Here is a 23,104-nt window from a genome sequence, read left to right as displayed (position 1 = left end):
CATGGGACAATCGAAATATCCACCAAGTCACTGATCCTTCTATAATATCCGGAACGGCGGGCGTGCCCGGATTCTGTACACAATGGCACATCGCTTGCTTCAATCCAGGTGAGGACACGTTGCCGGAGTTTTGTCACCATGGGGGCTGAGCAGCCTGAAACGATCGCCGCGATTGTGGCCGCACATCGCGCAGGCACGGTCACGCCGGCGCAGACGGTCGCGCGAACCTACCAGCGCGTCCGCGACCACAACGATCCCGCCGTCTTCATCAGCCTGCGCGACGAGACGGACGCGATCGCGGAGGCCGAGAAGCTTGCTGCGCGGCCAGACGCAGCAAACCTGCCGCTCTACGGCATCCCGGTCGCAGTGAAGGACAATATCGACGCGCTGGGCTTTCCGACCACGGCGGCCTGCCCGGCCTTCTCCTACACGCCGGCGCATGATTCCACCGCGGTGCAGCGCCTGCGCGCTGCCGGCGCGATCATCATCGCCAAGACCAATCTCGACCAGTTCGCGACCGGTCTTGTCGGCGTCCGCTCGCCCTATGGCATTCCCAAAAACGCGATCCGCGACGATCTCATTCCCGGCGGCTCGAGCTCGGGCTCGGCGACCGCCGTCGGCGCAGGCCTCGTGCCGCTATCGTTGGGGACCGACACAGCGGGCAGCGGCCGCGTGCCGGCCATGCTCAACAACATCGTCGGGCTGAAGCCGAGCCTCGGCATGATCTCGACCGCGGGCCTCGTGCCGGCCTGCCGCACGCTCGACTGCATCTCGGTATTCGCACTCACGGTCGACGATGCCGCGCTTGCGCTGTCGGTCATGGCTGGGCCGGACCAGGCCGATCCCTTCTCGCGCGACCGGCCGCTTGGCGCCATCACGCCGTTCCCGGCCAGGATGCGCCTCGGCGTGCCGCGCAACGGGCAACTGATCTTCTTCGGCGACAAAAAAGCGGAAGCGGCTTACGGCGAGGCGCTGCAGCGCTGGACGGCACTTGGCGCAACGCTGGTCGAGTTCGACCTCGAGCCGTTCTACGAAACCGCGCGGCTGCTCTACGAGGGGCCGTGGGTCGCCGAACGCTATCTCGTGATCCGCAATCTGCTCGCCTCGGCACCGGACTCGATCCATCCCGTCACCCGCGAGATCACCGCTGCCGGCGCGCGGTTGACGGCAGCCGAAACCTTCTCCGCGCTCTACCGCTTGCAGGGATTGCGCAAGATCGCCGAGCGCACCTTCACCAATATCGACGCGCTGGTGCTGCCGACGGCACCGACGGCGTATACGACCGCACAGGTGCTTGCCAATCCCGTCGAGCTGAACAGCCGGCTCGGGACCTATACCAACTTCGTCAACCTGCTCGACCTCTGCGGCCTCGCGCTGCCGGCCGCGATGCGTGGCGACGGCATTCCATTTGGGATCACGCTGCTCGCCCCCTCGGGTCGTGACGCGCTTCTCGCCAGCATCGGCCGCGTCTTCCACGCCGACACCAGGCTGACCCTCGGCGCCAAGGGCGTGGCGCAAGCCCCGCTGGCGCCGCTTCCCGAACACGTCGCCGACGAGATTCCGATCGCGGTGGTGGGCGCGCATCTCTCCGGCATGGCGCTGAACGGCGAGCTGAAGGCCCTCAACGGAAAGCTGATCGAGGCGACCACGACTGCGCCCGACTACAAGCTCTATGCGCTGCAGACCACGCCGCCAAAGCCGGGCATGCTGCGCGTCAAGGCCGGCAAGGGCGCATCGATCGAGCTTGAGATCTGGTCGCTGTCGTCATCGGCCTTCGGCAAGTTCGTCAATGCGATTCCTGCGCCGATGGCGATCGGCACGATCCGACTTGCCGATGGCCGCAGCGTCAAGGGCTTTCTTGTCGAGCCGGAGGTGCTGGGCGAAGCCCGCGACATCACCGCGTATGGTGGGTGGCGGAAGTATATGGCGGAAGCCGCGACAGCGTAGCTCTCGTAGGGTGGGCAAAGCGCAGCGTGCCCACCTTTTACATCAGCGGTGCGGATGGATCGTGGGCACGGCGCTTTGCGCCTTTGCCCACCCTACGGCACCGAGCGCGCAGCCTAAACCGACACCGCGTAAATCTCATACTCCCCGCGCACCAATTCGATATGCGCGCGCATCGCGGCCGCGGCGCCTTGCTTGTCGCCGCGCATAATGGAAACGACGACGCGGTCGTGTTCGGCTTGCGATTTGGCGAGGCGGCCGAGATTGCGGAACTGGGCGCGGCGGAACGGTTGCACGCGCACGCGCGTAGCGAGCGTGATCTCGGCGATGTAGCCGTTCTGCGAGCCGGCATAGATCGCATTGTGAAAGCGCTCGTTGACCTCGTGGAAGCGATCGGGATTGCCGGCGTAGCTCAACACGCGCAGCTCTTCATGGATGGCTTCGAGGCCGTGGCGCTCGGTGACAGACATGCGCTCGGCGGCGAGGCCGGCGCAGAGCGCTTCGAGCTCTGCCATCGCCTCGAACATGCCCGTCAGCCGCTCGAACGAGGGCTGCGCGACGACCGCGCCGCGATGGGCGCGCGCTTCGACCAGGCCGCTCGCGACCAGTTGACGCAGCGCCTCGCGCACAGGCGTACGCGACACGCTGAAGCGACGTGCGATATCGGTCTCGTCCAGCGGCGCGCCGGGGGCGAGAGCGCCGCGCACGATCTCATCCGCGAGCTGAAGACGCAGTTCCTCGGCGCGCGTGACTTTCTGCACCGAAGGCGACGCCCGGTCGACGCGCGGCACCACCGACTCGGTCGGCAGCGTTCCGGGCGGAAGATCGTCAAGCGTCATACGGTCAAATCTCTTTCGGCTCGTCGATGATGCTGACATGGGCGGCGACAACGCGCCAGCCCTCCGGGAAGCGGACCCAGGTCTGCATCTGCCGGCCGACCTTGCCGGGCAAGGTGTCCCGATAAAACAGGGTGGAGGCCACGGCCGTGTCGCGGCCGTAGCTGGTGATCACGGTTTTCGCGGTGCGGCGGTTGAGGCCGATCGGCGAGCGTCCGGCGCGGAAGCCGGAGATCGCCTCGTAGCCGTAGAGATTTTCACCGACGCCGTAGCGCAGCGTGCGGGGATCATTGCGGAAGAGCTCACCGAGCACAGCCACGTCGTTGGTGACCAGCGCCTGCTCGTAGCGCTCGAACGCCGCCTTCACTTCCGCAAGCACATCCGGGAGATCGACCTCCATCTCAAAATCCTCTCGGCGCGGGCGCCGACGCAACGCCCATCTGTTCCAATGCGTATGCGACGCGCAACGCGATGTCCTCGCGCCAGGGCGCGGCAATGATCTGCACGCCGATCGGCAGCGGCTCGAGCGGCACGGGCACCGCCACCACGGGCAAGCCGATGAACGAGATCGGCTGGGTATGGATACCGATATTGGCGCGCACCGGCAATTCGACGCCACCGAGATTGAAATTGACCTGACCGAGCTTCGGCGCGGTGCAGGGCGTTGCCGGCGCGAGCAGCACGTCCACCGACTTGAATATCTCCGCGAGTTGCGCGCGATACCAGCGGCGGAATTTTTGTGCGCGGTCGACCATCGGCGCCGGCACCATGGCGCCCGCGATCAGCCGGTCGCGCACCGCCGGATCGAAATCGTTCGGGCGCTTGCGCAGGCGATCGAGATGCAGCGAGGCGCCTTCAGTGGTGGTGATGACATAGGCCGCGGCGCGGGCGCGCGCGGCTTCGGGGATCTCGACGATTTGCGTCGCGCCGAGCGCCTTGGCGACCCGGCCCACGGCTTCTACGGCTTCCGGAAACAAATTGTTCTGGAAGTACCCGCCGGCGATCGCGATGCGCAGGTCGGAAACCGGATTGGCGAGCAGCGGCGTCGTCGGTTCGAGACCACGATTGGTGCAGGCCGCATCGTCGGCATCCGGCCCCTGCATCGCATCATACGCGAGCGCGAGGTCGGTGACGTTGCGCGCAAACGGACCGAGATGATCGAGGCTCGCGACGAACGGAAACGAGCGCGCGCGCGACAGCCGGCCATAGGTCGGCTTCAGGCCAAAGATGCCGCAGAACGACGACGGCACGCGAATCGAACCGTTGGTGTCCGATCCCAGCGCGATCGGCACCAGCGCGCCGCCGACGGCGCTCCCCGAACCGCCGGAGGAGCCACCGCTCATTCGCGTCGTGTCGTGCGGATTGCGCGAGGGGCCGTCATGCACGTTCTCGCCGGTGAAATCATAGGCGTATTCGCCCATGTTGAGCGCGCCGACCAGCACGGCGCCGGCGGCTTCCATGCGTTCAATCAAAGTGGCGTCGCGCTTGGCCGGTGCGAGATCGCGGTTGATCTTCGAGCCGGCGCGGGTCGAAAGGCCAGCAACGTCGAACAGGTTCTTCACCGCAAAGGGAACGCCGGCGAGCGGGCCGACCGTTTTGCCGGCGGCGATATCGGCATCGATCGCGCACGCCTTGGTGCGGGCGCGATCGGCCGTGACGGCGGTGAAGGAATTGAGGACGCCGTCGTGCTGCTCGATCCGCGCCAGCGCGGCATCGATCGAATCGAGCGCGGACAATTTGCCGCCGGCCACCGCCTTGGCGATCTCGGCAGCCGTTGCATCGGGCTTGGTGGTCATGGCAGCGCGAACACGGGCGCCGGCTCGGTCTCGTCCGGCAGCGCGAAATCGTCGACCATGCGGGCGAGCCGCAACGAGACATCGAGATTGGCGCGAATGGCAGGCCTCCAGGCCTCCTCGACCGGCAACGCCAATGCTTTCGCGACAGCGTCGATATAATCGTCCAGCGGTTCGGCCATCACGCTCCCAAACAGGCTCTCAGTGGACTTGCAACGGCGGATGCGGGATCGCCGTCAGCAGCTCCTTGGTGTAGTCGTCCTGCGGATCGCTCAACACCCTCTCGGAAGAGCCTTCCTCGACGATTCGACCCGACCGCATGACAATGACACGATCGCACAACAAGCGCACTACGTTCAAATCATGCGAGACGAACAGATAGCTCATACCTAGCCGCGCCTTGAGGTCCTGCAGCAGGTTCAGCACGACCGCCTGGACCGAGACGTCCAGCGCCGCCGTCGGCTCGTCCAGGATGACGAGCTTGGGATGCAGGGCGATGGCCCGCGCGATGCCGACGCGGGCCTTCTGGCCGCCGGACAATTGATGCGGGAAGCGATCCAGCAGGTTGAGCGGCAGGCCGACCATGGTGGCCAGCTCCTCGCAGCGGGCGCGGAGCGCGTCGCGGCCCCTGACGTCGCCGAGCTGCATGATCGGGTCGGCGATGGCGCGCACGGCGGTGAAGCGCGGGTTGAGGCTGTCGGTCGGGTCCTGGAACACCATCTGGATCCGGCTGCGCTGCGGCAGCCGGGCGAAGGAGGCGGGCTGAATGGCGCCGATGTCTTCGCCGTCGAACTGAACCAGGCCGGAGGTCTGGTCGAGCAACCGCATCACCATCATCGAGGTCGTCGATTTGCCGCAGCCGGATTCGCCGACCAGGCCGACGCTCTCGCCATGACCGATCGAGAAGCTAATGCCGTCGACGGCGCGGAAGACATCCGGCTCGACCGGCGGCTTGCGGCCGAACAATTTGCCGAGCGTCGCGGTGGCGCCCTGGCGGGGATATTCCTTGATGAGCTTTTCGATGAGGAGGAGGGGCGTCTGGCCGGCTGCGGCGGTCGGAGCGGATTCCGCGGGCGCAACGCTCGCGACAGCGGGCGTAGCGCCTTCCTCCTCCGGCAACAGATCCCGCAAGCTGACGCCCAGCCGTGGCGTCGCGCGCATCAATTTCTTCGTATAGGGATGCTGCGGGTTGGCGAAGATGTCGGCGGCTTTCGCAGTCTCGACCACGCGGCCCTTTTCCATCACCACCACGCGGTCGCAATAGGCGGCGGCGAGCCCGAGATCATGCGTGATCAGGATGGTCGACATCGACTTGCGCTTGGTCAGCTCGACGATCAGGTCCATCACCGCCTTCTGCGTGGTGACGTCGAGGCCGGTGGTCGGCTCGTCCGCGATCAGCAACTGCGGATTGCAGGCGAGCGCGAGCGCGATGACGACGCGCTGGCACATGCCGCCCGAAAGCTCGAACGGATAGGCGTGGTAGCGCTCGCGCGGCCGGGCGATCTTGACCTGCTCCAGCGCCTCGATCGCCTTCTCACCGCGATCGGCGACCATGGCCTGCTGCACATGGGTGCGCAGCACGTCCTCGATCTGGTCGCCCACTTTGCGGATCGGATTGAGCGCGGCGCGCGGGTTCTGGAAGATCATCGAGACTTCGCGGCCGCGCAGATCGCGCATCTGGTCTTCGGACGCGGCCTTGACGTCGATGCCGGAGAACATCACCGAGCCCTGGGCGATGCGGCCCGCGCGGTCGAGGATCCGCATCACGGCGTAGGACGTCACCGACTTGCCCGAGCCGGACTCGCCGACGATGGCCAGCGTCTCGCCCTTCGCGACCGAGATGTTGACGTGCTGCACGGCTTTGACGATGCCGCGGCGGGTGGTGAATTCGACGGTGAGGTCCTGAACGTCGAGCAGGGGCTGGGCGGTCATGGGTGCCTCCCCAATAAAAAGGTCGAAAACAACCCCATGCACAGTAGAATTGGATTGATTTTATTGGAGAATTTTGAGCGGAAATTTCCGCGTAACCCAGCCATCACGTCCTCCGCTGCGGGTCGACGATGTCGCGCAGGCCGTCGCCGAGGAGGTTGAAGCAGAACACGGCGATCATCAGCGCAAGCCCCGGAAACAGCGCGATCCACCATTCGCCGGAGACCATGAAGCCCGCGCCTTCGGCGACCATGATGCCCCATTCCGCGGTCGGCGGGCGAACGCCGAGGCCGATGAAGGAGAGGCCGGCGGCGTTGAGGATGGCGTAGCCCATGGTCAGCGACATCTGCACGATCATGATCGGCATGATGTTCGGCAAAATGTGCACCAGCAGGATGCGAAACTCGCCGTTGCCGGAGAGGCGCGCGGCCTGCACGAAACCGGCGTTGCGGCGGACGTTGGCCTCGGCGCGCGCGACGCGGGCATAGAGCGGGAAGTTCACGATGGCTGTGGCCAGAATGATGTTCTGCACGGTGTTGCCGAGCGCTGCGACGATGCCCATCGCCAGCACGAACAGCGGAAAGGCCATGATGGTGTCGGCGACGCGGCCGACGATGCGGTCGGTCCAGCCGCCGAAATAGCCGGCGGCGATGCCGGCGAGCCCGCCCATCAGGAACACCAGCACGACGGAGGCGACCGCAATGAACGTATCGAGCCGCGTCGCCACGACGACGCGGCTGAAGATATCGCGGCCCAATTGGTCGGTCCCGAACCAGTGCGCGGCGGACGGCGGCTTCAGCGACGCCGCGGTATCGGACGCCAGCGGATCATAGGGCACCACATAAGGCCCGAAGATCGCGGCGATGAGGATCACGATCAACAGCGCGAAGGCAAAGCCCGTGACCTTGTTCTCACCGAGGACGTAGCGGGTCTGCTCGATGAGCGCGACGAGTCCCGAGGTCCGCGCGGGGCCGACAGGTTCAACAGCAGGCGCAACGGAGCTCATTGTGTCCCCCTACCCTTCCAGCCGCACGCGTGGATCGATCACGCCATAGAGAATGTCGATCACGAGATTGAGCAGCACGTACATCACCGCCATGGTCAGCACGAAGCCCTGCACCGGCGCGAAGTCCGACGAGATCAATGCTTCCACCGCGTAGGAGCCGATGCCGGGCCAGGCAAACACTTTCTCCACCAGCACGTTGGCGCCCAGCAGGAACGAGAACACCATGCTGAGCGTGGTGATGACGGGCAGCATCGCGTTGCGGAAGGCGTAGGTGACGATGACGGTTGCCGGCGACAGGCCGCTGGCGCGCGCGGTCCGCACGAATTCCGACGATAGCACCGCCAGCATCGAGGCACGCGTCATGCGCGCGATCGGCGCCAGCGAGAAGATCGCCAGCGTCGTCGCCGGCAAGATGAGCTGGCTCAGCGCCGAGCGGAACGCCTCGAAGTCGCGGGCGATCAGCGTGTCGATCAGGTAGAAGCCGGTCAGCGTCGGCGGCGCGCTGTAGAACACGTCGAGACGGCCGAGCGGCGCGGGCGACCAGCCAAGCTGGAAATAGAAGACATAGACCAGCACTAGGCCGGTGAAGAACACCGGCAGCGAGACGCCGGCCGTCGTCGTCACCCGACAGAGATGATCGACCCATGATCCCGGCCGCGTCGCCGCAAGAACCCCGAGCGGGATCGCGATCACGATCGAGACGATCAGGCCGATCAGCGTGAGTTCAGCGGAAGCCGGCAGGCGATTGCGGATTTCCGCCGCGACCGGCTGGCCCGTGGTGAGCGAATTGCCGAAATCGCCATGGGCGAGATCGTTGGTGTAGCGAAAGAACTGCTCGATCAGCGGCTTGTCGAGGCCGAGCTTCTTGCGGATCTGCTCGACGGCTTCCTTCGTGGCGGCGGGGCCGGCGAAATACGCGGCGGGATCACCCGGCAGCGCGCGGGTCAGCAGGAAGGTGACGATGATGACCCCGATCAGCGACGGAATCGCGAACATCAGCCGCTTGCCGATCATGGTCAGCATGGGGCTGCACTCCTGATGTGGAAATGAGATAGCGCCGCACACTCCGCTGCGCCCCCTCTCCCCTTGTGGGAGAGGGTTGGGGTGAGGGGTAGCCCCAAGCGAGATCGGAGTTCGTGGCTACCCCTCACCCACCTCGCCGCTGCGCGGCGAGCCACCCTCTCCCACAAGGGGAGAGGGAATGAGAGAGTGGCGCCCACCTCACTCGATACCCGGAAGCCGGAAGATGCCGACGCGTCGCCGACGATCAGCATGCCCCCTCACCCCTTCGCCATCGCGCGATAATCCAGGCGGCGGTGGAACCAGTATTCGTATCCGCTGATGTTCTTCTGCATCGCGACGTTGACGAAGGGCTGGTACAGCGGGATGCGAGGGATGTCGCTGTAGGCGAGATCGACGAAGCCCTTCACGTCGGTGTCGTAGGTCGCCATGTCGCCGGTCGCGGCGGCGGTGCGCGCGCCATCGATCAGCTTGTCCATCGCCGCCGACTTGTAGCTCATGGTATTGAAGACGGAATTGTTGCCGTGATAGCACCAGTAGAAGAAGTATTCGGGGTAATCGAGCCAGCCCGAGAACACGTTGGTGAAGAGCGGCATCTCCTTCTTGTTCAACTCGGTGCGCCAGTTGGCGCCGGGCACCTTGTTGATGGTGGTCTTGATGCCGAGCTGCGCGAGTGATTCCTGCACCAGCACGCAGAGCGGCTCGTTGACGCCGGCAAAATTGAGGTCGAACGAAATCGTCGTCTCAAAGCCGTTGGCGTAACCGGCCTCGGCGAGCAGCGCCTTCGCCTTCGCCATGTCGGTGTTGTACTTGTGCGGCTGCGGCCAGGCGACCTCGGTCGGCTTGTCCGCAGCTGCGCCGAACATCGGATTGGCTAGACCGAACAGCACCGCGTCCATGATCTTCTGGTAGGGCAGCGCATAGGCGATGGCCTGCCGCACCTTCAGATTGTCGAACGGCGGCTTGGTCACGTTCATGCCGATATACTGGATGCCGTTGGAGAACGGCAGCGACACCACGTTAATCTTGCCGCTCGCCTTCATCTCCTGAAAATCCTTGAACGGCAGTTCGTAGGAGATGTCGGCGTCGCCGCGCTCCAGCAGCGCGCGGCGGTTGCCGGCCTGCGGCACCATGCGCCAGATCACGCGCTTGATCTTCGGCAGGGGGCCACCAACCCAATCCTCGTTGCGCTCCATCACGACTTCGGTGCCCGCGGTCCACTTCGTCACCTTGTAGGCGCCGGAGCCGGCGGTCTGCTGCTTGGTGTATTCGAGGCCCCAGGGATCCTTCTCGCTGGCGTTCTTCTTCACGAGCTCGGAATTGATGACGCAGGGCACGATCACGGCGAGATCGGGAATCGTCAGCCGATCTTTCTTCGCGAAATCGACCCGCACGGTGTTGTCGTCGATCACGACGAACTGCTCGGGCTTGGTCAGCGAGCCCGCGCTCATCTGGAAGGTCGGGAAGCCGCCGACGGTGACGGCGCGGTCGAGCGACCACTTCACGTCCTTGGCGGTGACCGGCGCGCCGTCGTGGAACTTGGCGTTCTTCTTCAGCTTGAAGGTGACCGACATGTCGTCGATCTTCATGTCGTCGGCGAGCTCACCCTTGAACTTGTCGCGGTCGTAATAGGGTACGCCGCCGGGGCCGCTCTTCATCTCGTGGCTGATCAGCCGGTCGTAGCAATTCCAGGACACCTCATAGCCGGGCACGTTGGTGCCGACACCGTGGATGTCGAGATTGTTGGGGCCGCCCTCGGACACGATCAGCAGCGTCTCCGAGCGTGCATCGGCCTTGGCCGAAGAGATCACGGCGGGCATCGCCGGAAGCGCCGCGCCAGCGGCCAATCCGGTGGCGGATTTCAGAAAATCGCGGCGCTTCATGAAAATGCTCCAACGCAAAAGTTTCTGGTTGGAACTGGATTCGCAAGGTTCATGCCAAGGCATAATGAGGGTTTGAACCAGCATAAGCCGCTGATATATTTACATGAAACAGCTATTGATCGGACCGTCGATCAAAGGCCAAGCTTTGGGGCGTTGCATACAAAGATGCGCATTTGCTTATAAAATAAGCTGAATTGAGCTTCGCTTGTTTGGCAGGCGGCTTATTGAACCGCCTTCGTCCTGGCGAAAGCCAGGACCCATTACCCCAGGAAGAAGTTGCGGCGCCAAGCTGGCAACCACGAGTCTTCGCAAAACCCCTCCGGGGGTAATGGGTCCTGGATCTGCGCTTCGCTTGTCCAGGACGACGGCGTTGATGAGGTCGGCAGCGGTGAATTACTCCGCCCAGATCAGCTCCTGGAGCTCGACCAGATCATTCGCCATCTGCTGCCAGCCCTCGATGCAGATATGGCTGTTGAGGTCGCTGGCCTGGTGCAGCAGCATCAGGGCCATTAGCCGCCGCTTGAGTGCGTAGTCCGGCGTCGCATAGCCGAAGCCTTCGAGCAGGCTGCGCACGCGGCCGGGCCGTCCCGCCGCCATGAAGGCGCTGGGGCCAAGCAGATCGTAGTCGCGCCATCCCGCCTTGACGTCGCCGAAGTCGAACAGGCCGGCGAGCGACCAGTCGCCGTCGTCGCAGGCCAGCAAAAAATTTTCTGGAATGTATTCGCCGATCAGAATCACCGGCGGCGCGTCCATGGGAATGAGCTCAGCGGCATCGCGCAGGAGATCGTCGAGGCCGGCGAGGAATTTCGGCGCAAGACCGAGCCGTTCGTGCCTGTCGCGGCAGCCCTGCATCTGCGCGCGCGTGAACGCATCCCAGCGCGGCTCGAGCTGCGCCAGCGGGCCGAGCGGTGCGCGCTGCACGGCGGCGATGGTCGCGCCGATCTGGCGCAGCACGCGCTCCTTCTGTGCTTCCGCGAGCTGCGGCCAGATCTCCGAGCCGAGCGTGCCGGCGAGGCGCGTGATGATCAGATAAGGCCAGCCGTCGCGCTCGCCTTCGGCAACGATCTCGGGAATCGGCAGGTGGAGGCGACCGGCAAGCTGTGTCAGCGAGCCGCGCTCGGAGACGAACTGGGCGCGCAACAACGGCGGGAAGAGTTTCACGATCAGCTTATCATCGAGGCCTGCGACGACGTTGGTGCCGGTCGAAAACACCTGCGGCGAACCGGCGTCGAGGCCGTGGCTGCGGGCGATGTCGAGCGCGATCGGCAGCCATCGCGCCGGATCGGAGCGAAAGGCGCGGAAGGTTTTTGAGTCGGTGAATGTCGGCAGTTGTTGCGACATAACATTGGTCATCGTTGCCCGCTCACCCCGGAGCGTTTTCGTTGATCTCGATGCGAGCCCAGGACGCGCTGCACCTCTCCCGCTTGCGGGAGAGGTCGACGCGTAGCGTCGGGTGAGGGTTTTCTCCTCTGGGGGAGTGTCCCATTGCGGAGACAACCCTCTCCCATAGCCGATGCTTCGCATCGGCGTCCTTTTTAAGAACGGCGGCCGTAGGCCGCCTATGCCTCCCCCGCAGGCGGGGGAGGGAGCGCACCTCGTCGGCGGCAATAGCGGAATCCAATGGCAAAATCGCTACCGCTCCGGGCTGGCGCGCTCGAATTGGCGCAGGAGCTTGTTGCCGCGTTCGACGGCGGACTCCAGCGCGGCTTGCGCGCCCTTCTGGCCGGCAAAGGCTTGCTCCAGCTCGTCCTCGATCACGCCGCGGATCAAGATGAAGGAGCCGAGCCGGATGCCCTTGGAATTCTCCGTCGGCGGATGCAGCGTGATCTCCTCGAACGAGATCGCGGAGCCCGGGTTGCGCTCGTAAAAGCCCTGCGCCCGCGTCAGCTCGAAAGCGGCGCGGGTGACCGGCAGGTAGCCGGTGTTCTGGTGCCAGGCGGCCTGCACGCCGGGCTGCGACAGATAGGCGAAGAACCGGGCCACGCCCTTGTATTCCTCACGGGGCCGGTCGCGCAGCACCCACAGCGTGGCGCCGCCGATGATCGAGTTCTGCGGCGCGTCCTTCACGTCCGGCCAGTACGGCATCATGCCGTAGCCGATCTCGAATTTCGAATTCGCCTTGATGTCGGCACGCGTCGCCGACGAGCCGATGAAGATGCCGCATTCGCCGTTCTGGAAGCGCGGCTCGGCCGCCTGGCCGCGGCCGCTATAGTCGAACAGTTTCGTCTTTTGCCATTCGGCGAGCTGGGCGACGTGCTTGACCACGACCGGATTGTTGATGGTCAGTTGTGCATCGAGGCCGGCAAAGCCATTCGCGCGCGTGGCCAGCGGCAGATTGTGAAACGCCGAAAAATTCTCGACATGGATCCAGGACGGCCACGAGGTGGTGAAGCCGCAGACCGCACCGTGATCGCGCAGGCGCTTTGCGGCGGCGCCGAGCTCGGGCCAGGTCTTCGGCGGCGTCTCCGGATCGAGGCCCGCGTCGCGGAACATGGTCTTGTTGTAATACAGGATCGGTGTCGACGAATTGAACGGGAACGACAACAGATTGCCGGCTGCGTCGGTGTAGTAGCCGGAGACGGCGGGAAGATAATCGCTGAGCGAGAACGGCTCGCCCATGTCGCGCATCATGCTGTAGACGGGATAGATCGCGCCCTTGGCCGCGGTCATGGTGGCGGTGGCGACCTCGTTGACCTGGACGATCGCGGGCTGGCTGCGCGAGCGGAAAGCGAAGATCGCCGCCGTCACCGTCTCGGTGTAGCTGCCCTTGTAAGTTGGTACGATACGGTAATCCGGCTGCGAGGCGTTGAAGTCGGAGGTGAGATTTTCAAGCTGCTTGCCAAGTTCGCCGGACATGGCGTGCCACAGCGCGATGTCGGTAGCGCGCGCCGGCGCGAGCGGCGCCAAGGAGAGGGCCAAGAAAGAGAGGGCGGCGATCTGCAAAAGGCGCAATGCTGAAATCAATTTGGCTCTTCCCTCTCGCGCGGCAAAAGGCGACCGATCCTGCTTAAGGCGCGGCATTCGCGGTTTCAACCGGGAATGAGCCGTGGCCGCGCCGCACAATCGCGCTGCCGGCGGACCGGGATGGCCTTCCCTTTACCATCTGCTAGATTGGATTGAACCTTTTCCTTCCGCCCTAGACTCCATCACCAAGGGGTTGAGTGTGCCAGTGTTGAACCGTGCCGAATTCTCGCGGACCGGGATGGTGTTCGTCGCGCTTTTGTTCGCAGCAGTCTCGATGGGCATGTGCGCGACGGGCGCGATTGCGCGCGAGTTCCGCGCTGCCGACACCCAGACCGAGGATTACCCCACCGTGCAGGCGCTGCGCTACATGGGCGCCGTGATCGCCGAGCGCACCGCCGGCCGCCACGAGATCAAGGTGTTTCACTCCCGCCAGCTCGGCGAGGAGAAGGAGACGATCGAGCAGACCCGGGCCGGCGCCATCGACCTCAACCGGACCAACGTGGCGCTGATCGGCAATTTCGTTCCGGCCATGAACGTGCTGGCCATGCCGTTCCTGTTCCGGTCCATCGAGCACATGCAGAAGGTGCTGGACGGGCCGATCGGCAGCGAGATCCTGAACAGCTTCGAGCCCTACGGCTTCGTCGGGCTCGCCTTCTACGATTCCGGGGCGCGCTCGATCTATAACGGGGTCCGCCCGGTGAAGAGCATCGCCGACCTCAAGGGTCTGCGGATCCGGGTGCAGCAATCGGAGCTGATGAGCGAGATGATCCGCTCGCTCGGCGCCGAGCCGGTCGAGCTGCCCTACGGCCAGGTGCTCACGGGCCTTGCGACCCATCTGATCGACGGCGCGGAGAACAACTGGCCCTCCTTCGTGACCACGGACCATTACAAATATGCCGGCTACCTGACGCTGACTGAGCACACGATGAGCCCGGAGGTGCTGGTGATCTCGCTCAAGGCCTGGCGCAGCCTGTCGGCTGAGGACCAGCAGATCTTCAGGGAGGCCGCGGCGCGCTCCGGCAATTTCATGCGCGAGAAATGGCGCGACCTCGAGGAGCAGTCGCAGCGCAAGGCGCAGGCCGCAGGCGTCACCATCGTCAGGGATATCGACCGCAAGCCGTTCGAGGACGCGATGGCGTCAATCTACGCCAAGGCCGGGCGCGATCCCGCCGCGGCCGCGCTGATCGAACGCATTCGCAAGGTGGAGTGAGGTTTTTTGGCTGCGCCCGGACACAGCGAGCTCGCAGACAGGCCGCCCGGCCCGATCGGGCGGCTGCGCGCGCGTCTGGTCGGCCTGCTGCGGGCAGTGCCGATCCGCTGGCGCATCCTGTCGATCGCGGCGCTGAACTCCGCCGTGGTGATCGTGCTGGTGGCGATGATCTGGAACGGCGCGCAGGTGCTGGGCTCGGCCTGGGACGACGTGCGCCAGGTGCGCGAATCCGACCGGATCCTGGCGCTGCTCGAAAGCGAGACCGGGCGCCTCCAGAACCTGATCCACCGTTATATCAACCAGCCGAGTCCGGACCTGTTCGCCGAAATCCTGTTGCTGCGCGAGGCGGTGCTGGGCACGCTGACCGATCGCGCCGCCAAGGACCCGATGCTGGCGGGCTCGGTCGAGGAGCTGGAGCGCACCACCGACCGCTTCCTCAACGGTTTTGGCGAGCTGCGCGCCGTGCAGGCGACCATCGCCAAGACCTATGAGGAGCAGGTGCAGGGCCCGGCCAGGGACATGGCGGGGCTCTACTCCATCATCGAGGGCGCCACCGGCCATCGCGACGCCTTGATCTGGCCCTCGCTCGGCAAGTCCCGCGAGGCCTTCACGGCGATGCTGGTCGCGGCCAATTCCTACTATCTGTCGCTGTCGCCGGGTGCCGCCGACGACGCGCGCCGCAACACCGAGACCATCGAGAAAACCATCCCGGTGATGATCGATCTCGCCGACAACGACCTCCAGCGCATGGCGCTGCAAAAGCTCGCGACCCGCACCACGGCGCTGCGCGAGGGCTTTGCAAAACTCTCCGAGCAATTGACCAGCCGCACCGACTTGCTGCGCAACACCATCGACGCCAGTCAGGCCGAGGCGATCGGCGCCATCGACGACCTCTCGACCAAGATGCGCCAGCGCGAGCAAAAGGCGCAGGCAACCTTCGACCGCACGCTGGCGGACATTTCGCGGCGGGTGCTGTCGATCGCCGTGATCTTCCTCGGCATCATCCTGTCCGCCGGCGTGCTGATCGCGCTGTCGATCCGGCTGCCGCTGCAGCAGATCATGGCGGCGATGCGCGCGATCACGCTCGGCGATCTCGGCCGCGCGGTGCAGGGCACCGGCGCCCGCGACGAGGTCGGCGCCATGGCCCGCGCGGTCGAGGTGTTCCGCGAGAACGCCATCGCCAAGCGCCAGACCGAGGACGAGCTGCGCGAATCCAAGGAGAAGGCCGAGAGCGCGCTGCTTGAGCTCAATGCCGCGCAGCAGAATCTGATCGACGCCGAACGGCTGGCGGCGCTGGGCGGCCTCGTTGCCGGCGTCGCCCACGAGGTCAACAACCCCATCGGCATCAGCCTGACCGTGGCCTCGAGTTTGGCCCGGCGCAGCGAAATGTTCGAGGCCCAGCTCAAGGGCGATGGCGGGCTGCGCCGCTCGCAGCTGGAGGAATTCGTGCAGTCGTCGCGCGACGCCTCGCAGCAGCTCGTCGCCAATCTCACGCGCGCCGGCGAGTTGATCCAGTCGTTCAAGCAGGTCGCGGTCGACCGCTCCCATGCCGAGCGCCGGCAATTCTCGTTGAGCGAAGCCACCGACCAGATCATCGCGAGCCTCAGGCCCGTGCTGAAGCGCTCGCCGACCACGCTCCAGGTCGACGTGCCCGAGGGGCTGCTGCTGGACGGCTATCCCGGCTCCTATGGCCAGATCCTGACCAATCTGTTCCTCAATGCCGCCAACCACGCCTTTGCCGACGGGCGGGCCGGCACCATCACGATCTCGGCGCGACCGCGCGGGACCGACGACATCGAGATCATCTTCGCCGACGACGGCGCCGGCATGACCCCCGACGTGCAGCGCCAGGCCTTTGACCCCTTCTTTACCACCCGGCGCAATGAAGGCGGCACGGGACTCGGCCTGCATATCGTCTATAACCTCGTCACCCAGCAGCTCGGCGGCCGGATGATGCTGGAATCCAAGCTGGGACAAGGCACTACTTTTCGCATTATCATGCCCCGGGTCGCCAAGGGCGCCACGCAAAGCACAGAGACTGACGGGACTTCTCAATGGCCGAACAGGACGATGTCCTCCACCTGATCGACGATACCGGGACCGCGCCGGAGGATACGGAGACGAGGAAGTGGAAGATCGCCGTCATCGACGACGATCCCGCCGTGCATGACGGCACGCGTTTTGCGCTCTCGGACTATTCCCTCAACGGCCAGGGCCTGGAAATCCTCTCGGCGCATTCCGCGGCCGAAGGTCGCAAGCTGATGGCCGCACACGGCGACATCGCCGCGGTGCTGCTCGACGTCATCATGGAGACGGATGTCGCGGGGCTCGAGCTGGTCGAGTTCATCCGCAACGAGCTCAAGAACGAGACCGTGCGCATCATCCTGCGCACCGGACAGCCCGGCCAGGCGCCCGAGCGCCGCGTCATCGTGCAGTACGACATCAACGACTACAAGGCCAAGACCGAGCTCACCGCCGACAAGCTGTTCACCTCGCTCACCGCGGCGCTGCGCTCCTACCAGCAGCTCGAACGCATGGTGCAGACCCGGCGCGGGCTCGAGATCATCATCGACGCCGCCTCGACGCTGTACGACTTCAAGTCGATGCAGCGGCTCGCCGAGGGCGTGCTGACCCAGCTCGCCTCGCTGCTCAATGTCGACTGCGCCGGCATCCTGGTTCTGCGCGACAATGGCGGGGTCGATCCCGAGCTGTCGGTGCTTGCGGGCAGCGGCTGCTACAGCCGCTTCATCGGCACGACGTCGTCGAAGGCGCTCGACCCCGATCTGCGCGCGATGGTGGAAGCGGCGTTCCAGGGCCGCAAGAATGAATTCGCCGACCACCGCAGCGTGATCTATTTGCGCACCGGTAGCGGCCGCGAGGTCGTGGTGCTGCTCCAGGCCGAACGCGAGCTGTCCGGGACCGACCGTTCGCTGGTCGAGATCTTCTCCAGCCGGCTCTCGATCGCATTCGACAACGTCATCCTCTATCAGCAGCTCCAGGACGCCAATACGCAGCTGGAAGACCGCGTCGCCCAACGCACCCGCGCGCTGATGCAGGCCAACCGCCGCCTCTCGGCGCAATGGCTGCGGCTGCAGCGCGCCAATGGCTTCAAGAACGAGATCTTGGGCACGGTCGCCCACGACCTCAAGAACCCGCTCGGCGTCATCCTCGGCCGCACCGAGATGCTGAAGGAGCTGATCTCGACCGGCGCGTCCGCGAGCGGCGTGAGCGCCCAGGTCGATCACATCCGCGATGCGACCAAGCGCCTGACCACCATGGTCGATCACCTGATCTCGGACGCGATGGCGGATGCCTTCGACATCACCATTCGCCGCGAGCCGGTCGACGTCGCGGCCCTGGTAAAGGAGGTCGCCGAGGCCAACCAGCCGCTCGCCGTCAACAAGCAGCAGACGATCAGCGTCACCGCGCCGTCCAACATCGTCACCATGTGCGACACCGACCGCATCCGCGAGGCGATCGACAACCTCATCAGCAACGCCATCAAATACTCACCAATGGCCGGCAAGATCATTGTCGCGGTGACCCATGAGGCCAACGACACCGTCATCCGCGTCACCGACGAAGGCGCCGGGCTGTCGCCGGAGGATCTCGGCCGCCTGTTCGGCCGATTCCAGCGATTGTCGGCAAAACCGACCGCCGGCGAGAGCTCGACGGGGCTTGGGTTGTCCATCGTCAAGCGTATTATCGACATGCATGGCGGCGAGGTGACCGCCGAGAGCGGCGGACCCGGCAAGGGATCGACCTTCACCATCACGCTTCCCGCGACTGAAATGCACTGAGCCGAAATGCTATGACCCCATGACCCAAAGCCAGCACATCATGATCGTCGACGACGAGGCCCCGGCCCGGGAGATGGTCGGCGATTACCTCAAGATGCACGGCTTCACCGTGACGCTGTGCGACGGCGGAAAGAGCTTGCGCGCCGCGATCGACGGCCGCATGCCAGATCTCGTCGTGCTCGACCTCAACATGCCCGAGGAAGACGGCCTCTCGATCATCCGCGACCTCAAGAGCCGCATCAACGTCCCCGTGATCATGCTCACGGCCACCGCAAGCCCGATCGACCGCGTGGTCGGGCTCGAGCTCGGCGCCGACGACTACGTGGCAAAGCCGTGCGAGCTGCGCGAACTGATGGCGCGCATTCGCTCGGTGCTGCGACGGAGCACGCCGCTCAAGCTCGCCGCATCCGAAGCGGCGCCTGCGAAATCCGACAAGGATCAATTGGTACGCTTTGGGACAAAATGGCTCGATCTCGAAGCGCAAGCGCTGCGCGACGACGAAGGCAACGAGCATCCGCTGACCGCGTCCGAGTTCGGGCTGTTGAAAGTGTTCGCGGCCAATCCGAAGCGCGTGCTATCGCGCGAGCGCCTGCTGGAATTGGCCAATGCGCGCGACGCCGAAGCCTTCGACCGCGCCGTCGACCTGCGCATCATGCGCATCCGCCGCAAGATCGAGCCCGACCCGACCAAACCCGCCGTGATCCGCACCATCCGCGGCGGCGGCTACCTGTTCTCGCCGGCCGGTGAGAAGGCGTAGGGGAGAGAGAGGACGTAGGGCGCGCGCGGCAAATTCCGCCGTCGTCCCGGCGAAGGCCGGGATCCATATCGCGTGATCTATCGGTGAATTGCACATGGTAGTACCGGGGAAAGCCTCTTCACGACCGGTCTTCGCAAAACGTCTCGCTGTGGTTATGGGTCCCGGCCTTCGCCGGGACGACGTCGGGATTAGTGCGGCGGCGAACACAAACACCCCAACTTCGTTCCTCACCCGCAAAACCGCCCGCCCCGTATTTCCCGTACGTTGAAATTCCACGCTTTTTTACCCCGGATGTTTCGTCGGCCCGTCTCCGACGAAACAATTTGACGGCGCACGAAACCATTTTCCGCTTTTGGTGCAGACGTCCCGAAACGTTGGCTCATTAACACTTTGGTCCAAGGAAACGCCGCTCGGTTGCGGCGCTACGGGGAGCCAAGTCAATGCCGAACGTCATCGCCATCAACGCCCAAGCCAGCCAGAGCATCATTGCCGCTCAGGCGACCTCGGACGACATGCTTCTCGAAAGCATTGCCGACGGCAACCGGACGTCGATGCACATTCTTTATTGCCGTCACAATGTGCGCGTCTACCGCTTCATCCTGCGCATCGTGCGTGACGCGACCGCGGCCGAAGACCTGGTTAGCCAGGTGTTTCTCGACGTGTGGCGGACCGCCGGCCAATTCCAGGGCCGCTCGCAGGTCTCGACCTGGCTGCTGTCGATTGCCCGCTTCAAGGCGCTCACCGCAATGCGCCAGCGCCGCTTCGAGGACATCGACCAGGAAGACGTGCGCCAGATTCCCGATGGCGCGGAGACGCCGGAGACCTCGCTCGACCGCAGCGACACCAGCGCCATCCTGCGCGCCTGCGTGGCAAAACTGTCGCCCGCGCATCGCGAGATCATCACCCTCGTCTACTATCATGAGAAGTCGGTGGAGGAGGTCGGGCAGATCATCGGCATCCCCCAGAGCACGGTGAAGACCCGGATGTTCTACGCCCGCAAGCAACTGGCCGAGTTGCTTAAGAGCTGTGGCGTCGAACGCTTCGCCGCCTGAAACACAAAGATTTCAAGGAGATAGGACCGGATTTCGGGCCCCATCAGCGGACACAAAAGAGTTACCGCCGACGAAACAATTGAAACAAAACACAACATCAGGCGGAAAAACTTCATCCCTATAAAGCTCACATACGGTTTCGCTTAAACCTCCCAAGACCTCCAACGACCCGGACGGGATGCCCCCCTCCGGGTCGTTTTGTATTTGGGGGCAAAGACGTAGCGGCAGGCTCCCGCCTCTCCCGCTTGCGGGAGAGGCCGACGCGCCCCGGGCGATGCGAAGCATCGTCCCGCGCGCGGCGGGTGAGGGCTGTTTCCTCTTGGGAAGTGTCCCATTGCGGAGGCACCCTCTCCCCTGCCCTCCCCCGCCAGCGGGGGAGGGAGCGCACCGAGGTCGCGGCACGACCGCCGTCACGAAGGCGTGACGCTCGTAACAATCCGCGCACCCACCCCGAACAACCCTCGTGACCCCCTTCACGAGTGGCCCGATGCTTGACCTGATCTTCGCTGTCCTTGCCGGCATCCTCACCATTGCCGCGCCATGCACGCTGCCGATGCTGCCGATCCTGCTCGGCGCCTCGATCGGCCACGCCGGCCGGCTGCGGCCCGCGATGATCGCGCTCGGTTTCGTGCTCTCGTTCTCCGCAACGGCGCTGCTGCTCGGCGCGCTCACACGGCTGTTCGATTTCGATCCGAACGTGCTGCGCGAAGCCGCCTCGATCCTGCTGCTCGGCTTCGGCCTGCTGATGCTGTGGCCGGCGCCGTTCGAATGGCTGTCGATCCGGCTCAATGGCTGGCTCGATCTCGGCAATTCCAGCGCCACGCAACGCGAGGGCGCGCTCGGCGGCCTCGTGCTCGGCACCACGCTCGGTCTGGTCTGGACGCCCTGCGCCGGCCCGGTGCTCGGCTCGATCCTGACGCTGGTGGCGACCTCGAACAACGCCGGCTGGGCGAGCACGCTCTTGATCGCCTACGCAATCGGCGCCGCAATTCCGATGCTGGCGATCGCCTACGGCGGGCAGGCCGCGACCACGCGCGTGCGCAGCCTCGCGCGCATCTCGCCCAGGCTTCAACAGGGCTTTGGCGTCATCGTGATCGCCTTCGCGGCCGCCGCCTACTTCCAGTACGACACGCTGATCGTGGCGTGGCTCACCGGATTCTATCCCACCGGTCAGATCGGCCTGTGATCATCCCAAACCCACCGGAGGAATGTTCCATGACGCCCAAGCTACTCGCCGTCTCCGCCGCGCTGCTGGCCTTTGCCGTGACCGGCGCCGTCATTCCCGGCATCTGCGACGAGGTCGCCAGCGCGGCGCCGATCACCGTCGCTGCCGCAAGCCAGCAGACCGCGCCCGACTTCACCGGCATCAATAACTGGTTCAACTCGAAACCGCTGAACCTCGCCGAGCTGCGCGGCAAGGTCGTGCTGGTGGACTTCTGGACCTATGGCTGCGTCAACTGCGTCAACACGCTGCCGCACGTCACCGACCTCTACGCCAAGTACAAGGACAAGGGCCTAATCGTGGTCGGCGTGCACACGCCGGAATTCCCGTTCGAGCGTTCGGCGTCCAATGTGCAGGCCGCGCTGAAGCGCCACGGCATCACCTATCCGGTGGCGCAGGACAACGATTCGAAGACCTGGAATGCCTACAGCAACCAGTATTGGCCGGCACAGTACATCATCGACCAGAACGGCAAGATCGTGTTCCAGCACGCAGGCGAAGGCCGCTATGACGAGATCGACCGTACGGTGGCGCGGCTCTTGAACGCCAACAGCTGACGTCGCATGCGGCGGCCGCCGATGTTGCTTGACTCCACGGACCGGTCCGTGGAGGTTCGCAACCGAAAAATCAGCCGCCCGCAATGGACGACACGACCGCCAGCAACGACATCCGCCTTCGTGAAGGCGCCTCGATCGCGCAGCGGCTGGTCATAGCCGGCTCTGCGGCGGCCGTTGCGCTGTGCTTCACGCCGGGACTATTCACGCACGATGCCCTGGAAGTTGTCATCTCCGCGGCGGCGCTGCTGCTCGGCGCGGCGTTTGTCGGCGGGATCATGCTGGCGCCCGCGGTGGTGTGGATCATCACGCCGGATGAAATCCTGATCGGGCAGCAACGTCCCTTCGGCAAGCTCCGCACCAGGATCGTCGCAAGAGACGACATCCGGGGATTGAAGGTTGCCGGCAGCAAGGCGGCCAAGGCCCGCTTCCAATTGGCCTTCACGCTGGCCTCGGGGGAGCGCCTGACCTCGCCGCCGATTTCCGACGTCACGCATGTCTGCGATACAGTGGCGCGGATCGCCGCGCAATTCGACGTTCCCGACGTCGAGGCGCCGGCCAATCCGCTCGACGCCAGCAATCCCGAGATGCATCTCGGCGACCCCGTCGAGCCGTTTTCCGCAAGGGACATCCGGATCGTTGCGCTGATCGTCGCCACATTGTCTGCCGTTCCCTACGCCTACCGGCTCTGGCGTGGCCTGTCACCGGGCCCGATCGACCTCATGCTGCTGCCGCTCGGCGCGATTGCCGCGTTCGCGGTTTACAGGTTTGCCAATCTCGCGACCGGCGCCTTCTGGATCATCCGGCGACGCGATATTCGCGTTGAACGCCTGTCGGGAGACGGCAAGCCGCGCGCCGACCATATCGAGGGACACGACGTGAAGACGATCACGGTCGAGCGGCGCGGCCGGTCCGAGGACGAGCACTGCATCGTCGTGATCCGATTGCGGTCGGGGCAAAGGTTTCGCAGCCCCCGCATCGGCTCGCGCAACGAGGCGCGCGCGGTGGCGGCCGAAATCGTCCGGCGACTCGGCATCGCGCCGGAGAGCAACCGGATTTAGCTGGCACACAGTAGCCTATGGTGAACGTTGATCTCACCGCGGGGGAGGGAGCGCACCGATTTCGCGGCGGCAA

The 23,104-nt window shown here is 65.0% G+C and carries 19 protein-coding genes; 9 read left to right on the top strand and 10 right to left on the bottom strand.

What is annotated here, in order from left to right; all coding sequences use genetic code 11:
• The first annotated feature begins 138 nt into the window (after positions 1–138).
• Positions 139–1,947: an allophanate hydrolase gene (gene atzF / locus AC0L2O_RS04640; RefSeq protein WP_473368865.1), complete on the top strand. Its 1,809-nt coding sequence runs from the start codon at positions 139–141 to the stop codon at positions 1,945–1,947.
• 113 nt (positions 1,948–2,060) lie between these two features.
• Here the strand turns inward: atzF and AC0L2O_RS04635 are convergent, their stop codons facing one another.
• From AC0L2O_RS04635 to ugpB, 10 genes are all read right to left on the bottom strand, one after another.
• The gene (locus AC0L2O_RS04635) at positions 2,061–2,783 is read right to left on the bottom strand and encodes a GntR family transcriptional regulator (protein ID WP_473368864.1); all 723 of its coding nucleotides are present in this window, start codon (positions 2,781–2,783) and stop codon (positions 2,061–2,063) included.
• A 4-nt stretch (positions 2,784–2,787) separates the two neighbouring features.
• On the bottom strand, positions 2,788–3,180 hold the full coding sequence (gene hpxZ, locus AC0L2O_RS04630) for an oxalurate catabolism protein HpxZ (protein ID WP_473368863.1): 393 nt from the start codon (positions 3,178–3,180) through the stop codon (positions 2,788–2,790).
• 1 nt (position 3,181) lies between these two features.
• The gene (locus AC0L2O_RS04625; RefSeq protein WP_473368862.1) at positions 3,182–4,576 is read right to left on the bottom strand and encodes an AtzE family amidohydrolase; all 1,395 of its coding nucleotides are present in this window, start codon (positions 4,574–4,576) and stop codon (positions 3,182–3,184) included.
• Positions 4,573–4,755, bottom strand: a complete 183-nt coding sequence (locus tag AC0L2O_RS04620; RefSeq protein WP_369720500.1) for a DUF4089 domain-containing protein — start codon at positions 4,753–4,755, stop codon at positions 4,573–4,575. The genes AC0L2O_RS04625 and AC0L2O_RS04620 overlap by 4 nt, the downstream gene beginning before the upstream one ends.
• A 19-nt stretch (positions 4,756–4,774) precedes the next feature.
• Positions 4,775–6,505: a dipeptide ABC transporter ATP-binding protein gene (locus AC0L2O_RS04615; RefSeq protein ID WP_473368861.1), complete on the bottom strand. Its 1,731-nt coding sequence runs from the start codon at positions 6,503–6,505 to the stop codon at positions 4,775–4,777.
• A gap of 103 nt (positions 6,506–6,608) precedes the next feature.
• A complete protein-coding gene (locus AC0L2O_RS04610; protein WP_473368860.1) occupies positions 6,609–7,508 on the bottom strand; it encodes an ABC transporter permease in 900 nt (299 codons plus the stop codon).
• Positions 7,509–7,517: 9 nt separating this feature from the next.
• Positions 7,518–8,531: an ABC transporter permease gene (locus AC0L2O_RS04605; RefSeq protein ID WP_369720497.1), complete on the bottom strand. Its 1,014-nt coding sequence runs from the start codon at positions 8,529–8,531 to the stop codon at positions 7,518–7,520.
• 257 nt (positions 8,532–8,788) lie between these two features.
• Positions 8,789–10,411, bottom strand: a complete 1,623-nt coding sequence (locus AC0L2O_RS04600; protein ID WP_473368859.1) for an ABC transporter substrate-binding protein — start codon at positions 10,409–10,411, stop codon at positions 8,789–8,791.
• 393 nt (positions 10,412–10,804) lie between these two features.
• Entirely contained in the window at positions 10,805–11,764 is a 960-nt protein-coding gene (locus AC0L2O_RS04595) for an aminoglycoside phosphotransferase family protein (RefSeq protein WP_473368858.1), read from the bottom strand.
• Positions 11,765–12,043: 279 nt separating this feature from the next.
• Positions 12,044–13,432, bottom strand: coding sequence for a sn-glycerol-3-phosphate ABC transporter substrate-binding protein UgpB (ugpB, locus tag AC0L2O_RS04590; RefSeq protein WP_473368857.1), 1,389 nt, complete (start codon positions 13,430–13,432; stop codon positions 12,044–12,046).
• 142 nt (positions 13,433–13,574) lie between these two features.
• Between ugpB and AC0L2O_RS04585 the strand changes: the two genes are divergently transcribed.
• From AC0L2O_RS04585 to AC0L2O_RS04550, 8 genes are all read left to right on the top strand, one after another.
• Positions 13,575–14,585, top strand: coding sequence for a TRAP transporter substrate-binding protein (locus tag AC0L2O_RS04585; protein ID WP_473368856.1), 1,011 nt, complete (start codon positions 13,575–13,577; stop codon positions 14,583–14,585).
• A 6-nt stretch (positions 14,586–14,591) separates the two neighbouring features.
• Positions 14,592–16,670 carry a sensor histidine kinase gene (locus tag AC0L2O_RS04580; protein WP_473368855.1) on the top strand — a complete coding sequence of 693 codons (2,079 nt, stop codon included), beginning with the start codon at positions 14,592–14,594 and terminating at the stop codon, positions 16,668–16,670.
• Entirely contained in the window at positions 16,640–18,385 is a 1,746-nt protein-coding gene (locus tag AC0L2O_RS04575; protein ID WP_473368854.1) for an ATP-binding response regulator, read from the top strand. Before AC0L2O_RS04580 ends, AC0L2O_RS04575 begins: the two co-directional genes overlap by 31 nt.
• A gap of 19 nt (positions 18,386–18,404) precedes the next feature.
• Positions 18,405–19,142: a response regulator gene (locus AC0L2O_RS04570; RefSeq protein WP_473368853.1), complete on the top strand. Its 738-nt coding sequence runs from the start codon at positions 18,405–18,407 to the stop codon at positions 19,140–19,142.
• Positions 19,143–19,582: 440 nt separating this feature from the next.
• Positions 19,583–20,194: a sigma-70 family RNA polymerase sigma factor gene (locus AC0L2O_RS04565; RefSeq protein ID WP_369720488.1), complete on the top strand. Its 612-nt coding sequence runs from the start codon at positions 19,583–19,585 to the stop codon at positions 20,192–20,194.
• 487 nt (positions 20,195–20,681) lie between these two features.
• Positions 20,682–21,380 carry a cytochrome c biogenesis CcdA family protein gene (locus AC0L2O_RS04560; RefSeq protein WP_473368852.1) on the top strand — a complete coding sequence of 233 codons (699 nt, stop codon included), beginning with the start codon at positions 20,682–20,684 and terminating at the stop codon, positions 21,378–21,380.
• A 29-nt stretch (positions 21,381–21,409) separates the two neighbouring features.
• Entirely contained in the window at positions 21,410–21,973 is a 564-nt protein-coding gene (locus tag AC0L2O_RS04555; RefSeq protein ID WP_473368851.1) for a thioredoxin family protein, read from the top strand.
• Positions 21,974–22,056: 83 nt separating this feature from the next.
• Entirely contained in the window at positions 22,057–23,031 is a 975-nt protein-coding gene (locus AC0L2O_RS04550; protein ID WP_473368850.1) for a hypothetical protein, read from the top strand.
• The last annotated feature ends 73 nt before the right edge of the window (positions 23,032–23,104 follow it).

It is taken from the genome of Bradyrhizobium sp. Kon10 (assembly GCF_055807395.1).
Note: the sequence above shows the minus strand (reverse complement) of the source record. Positions and strands in the feature narration are given on the sequence as shown.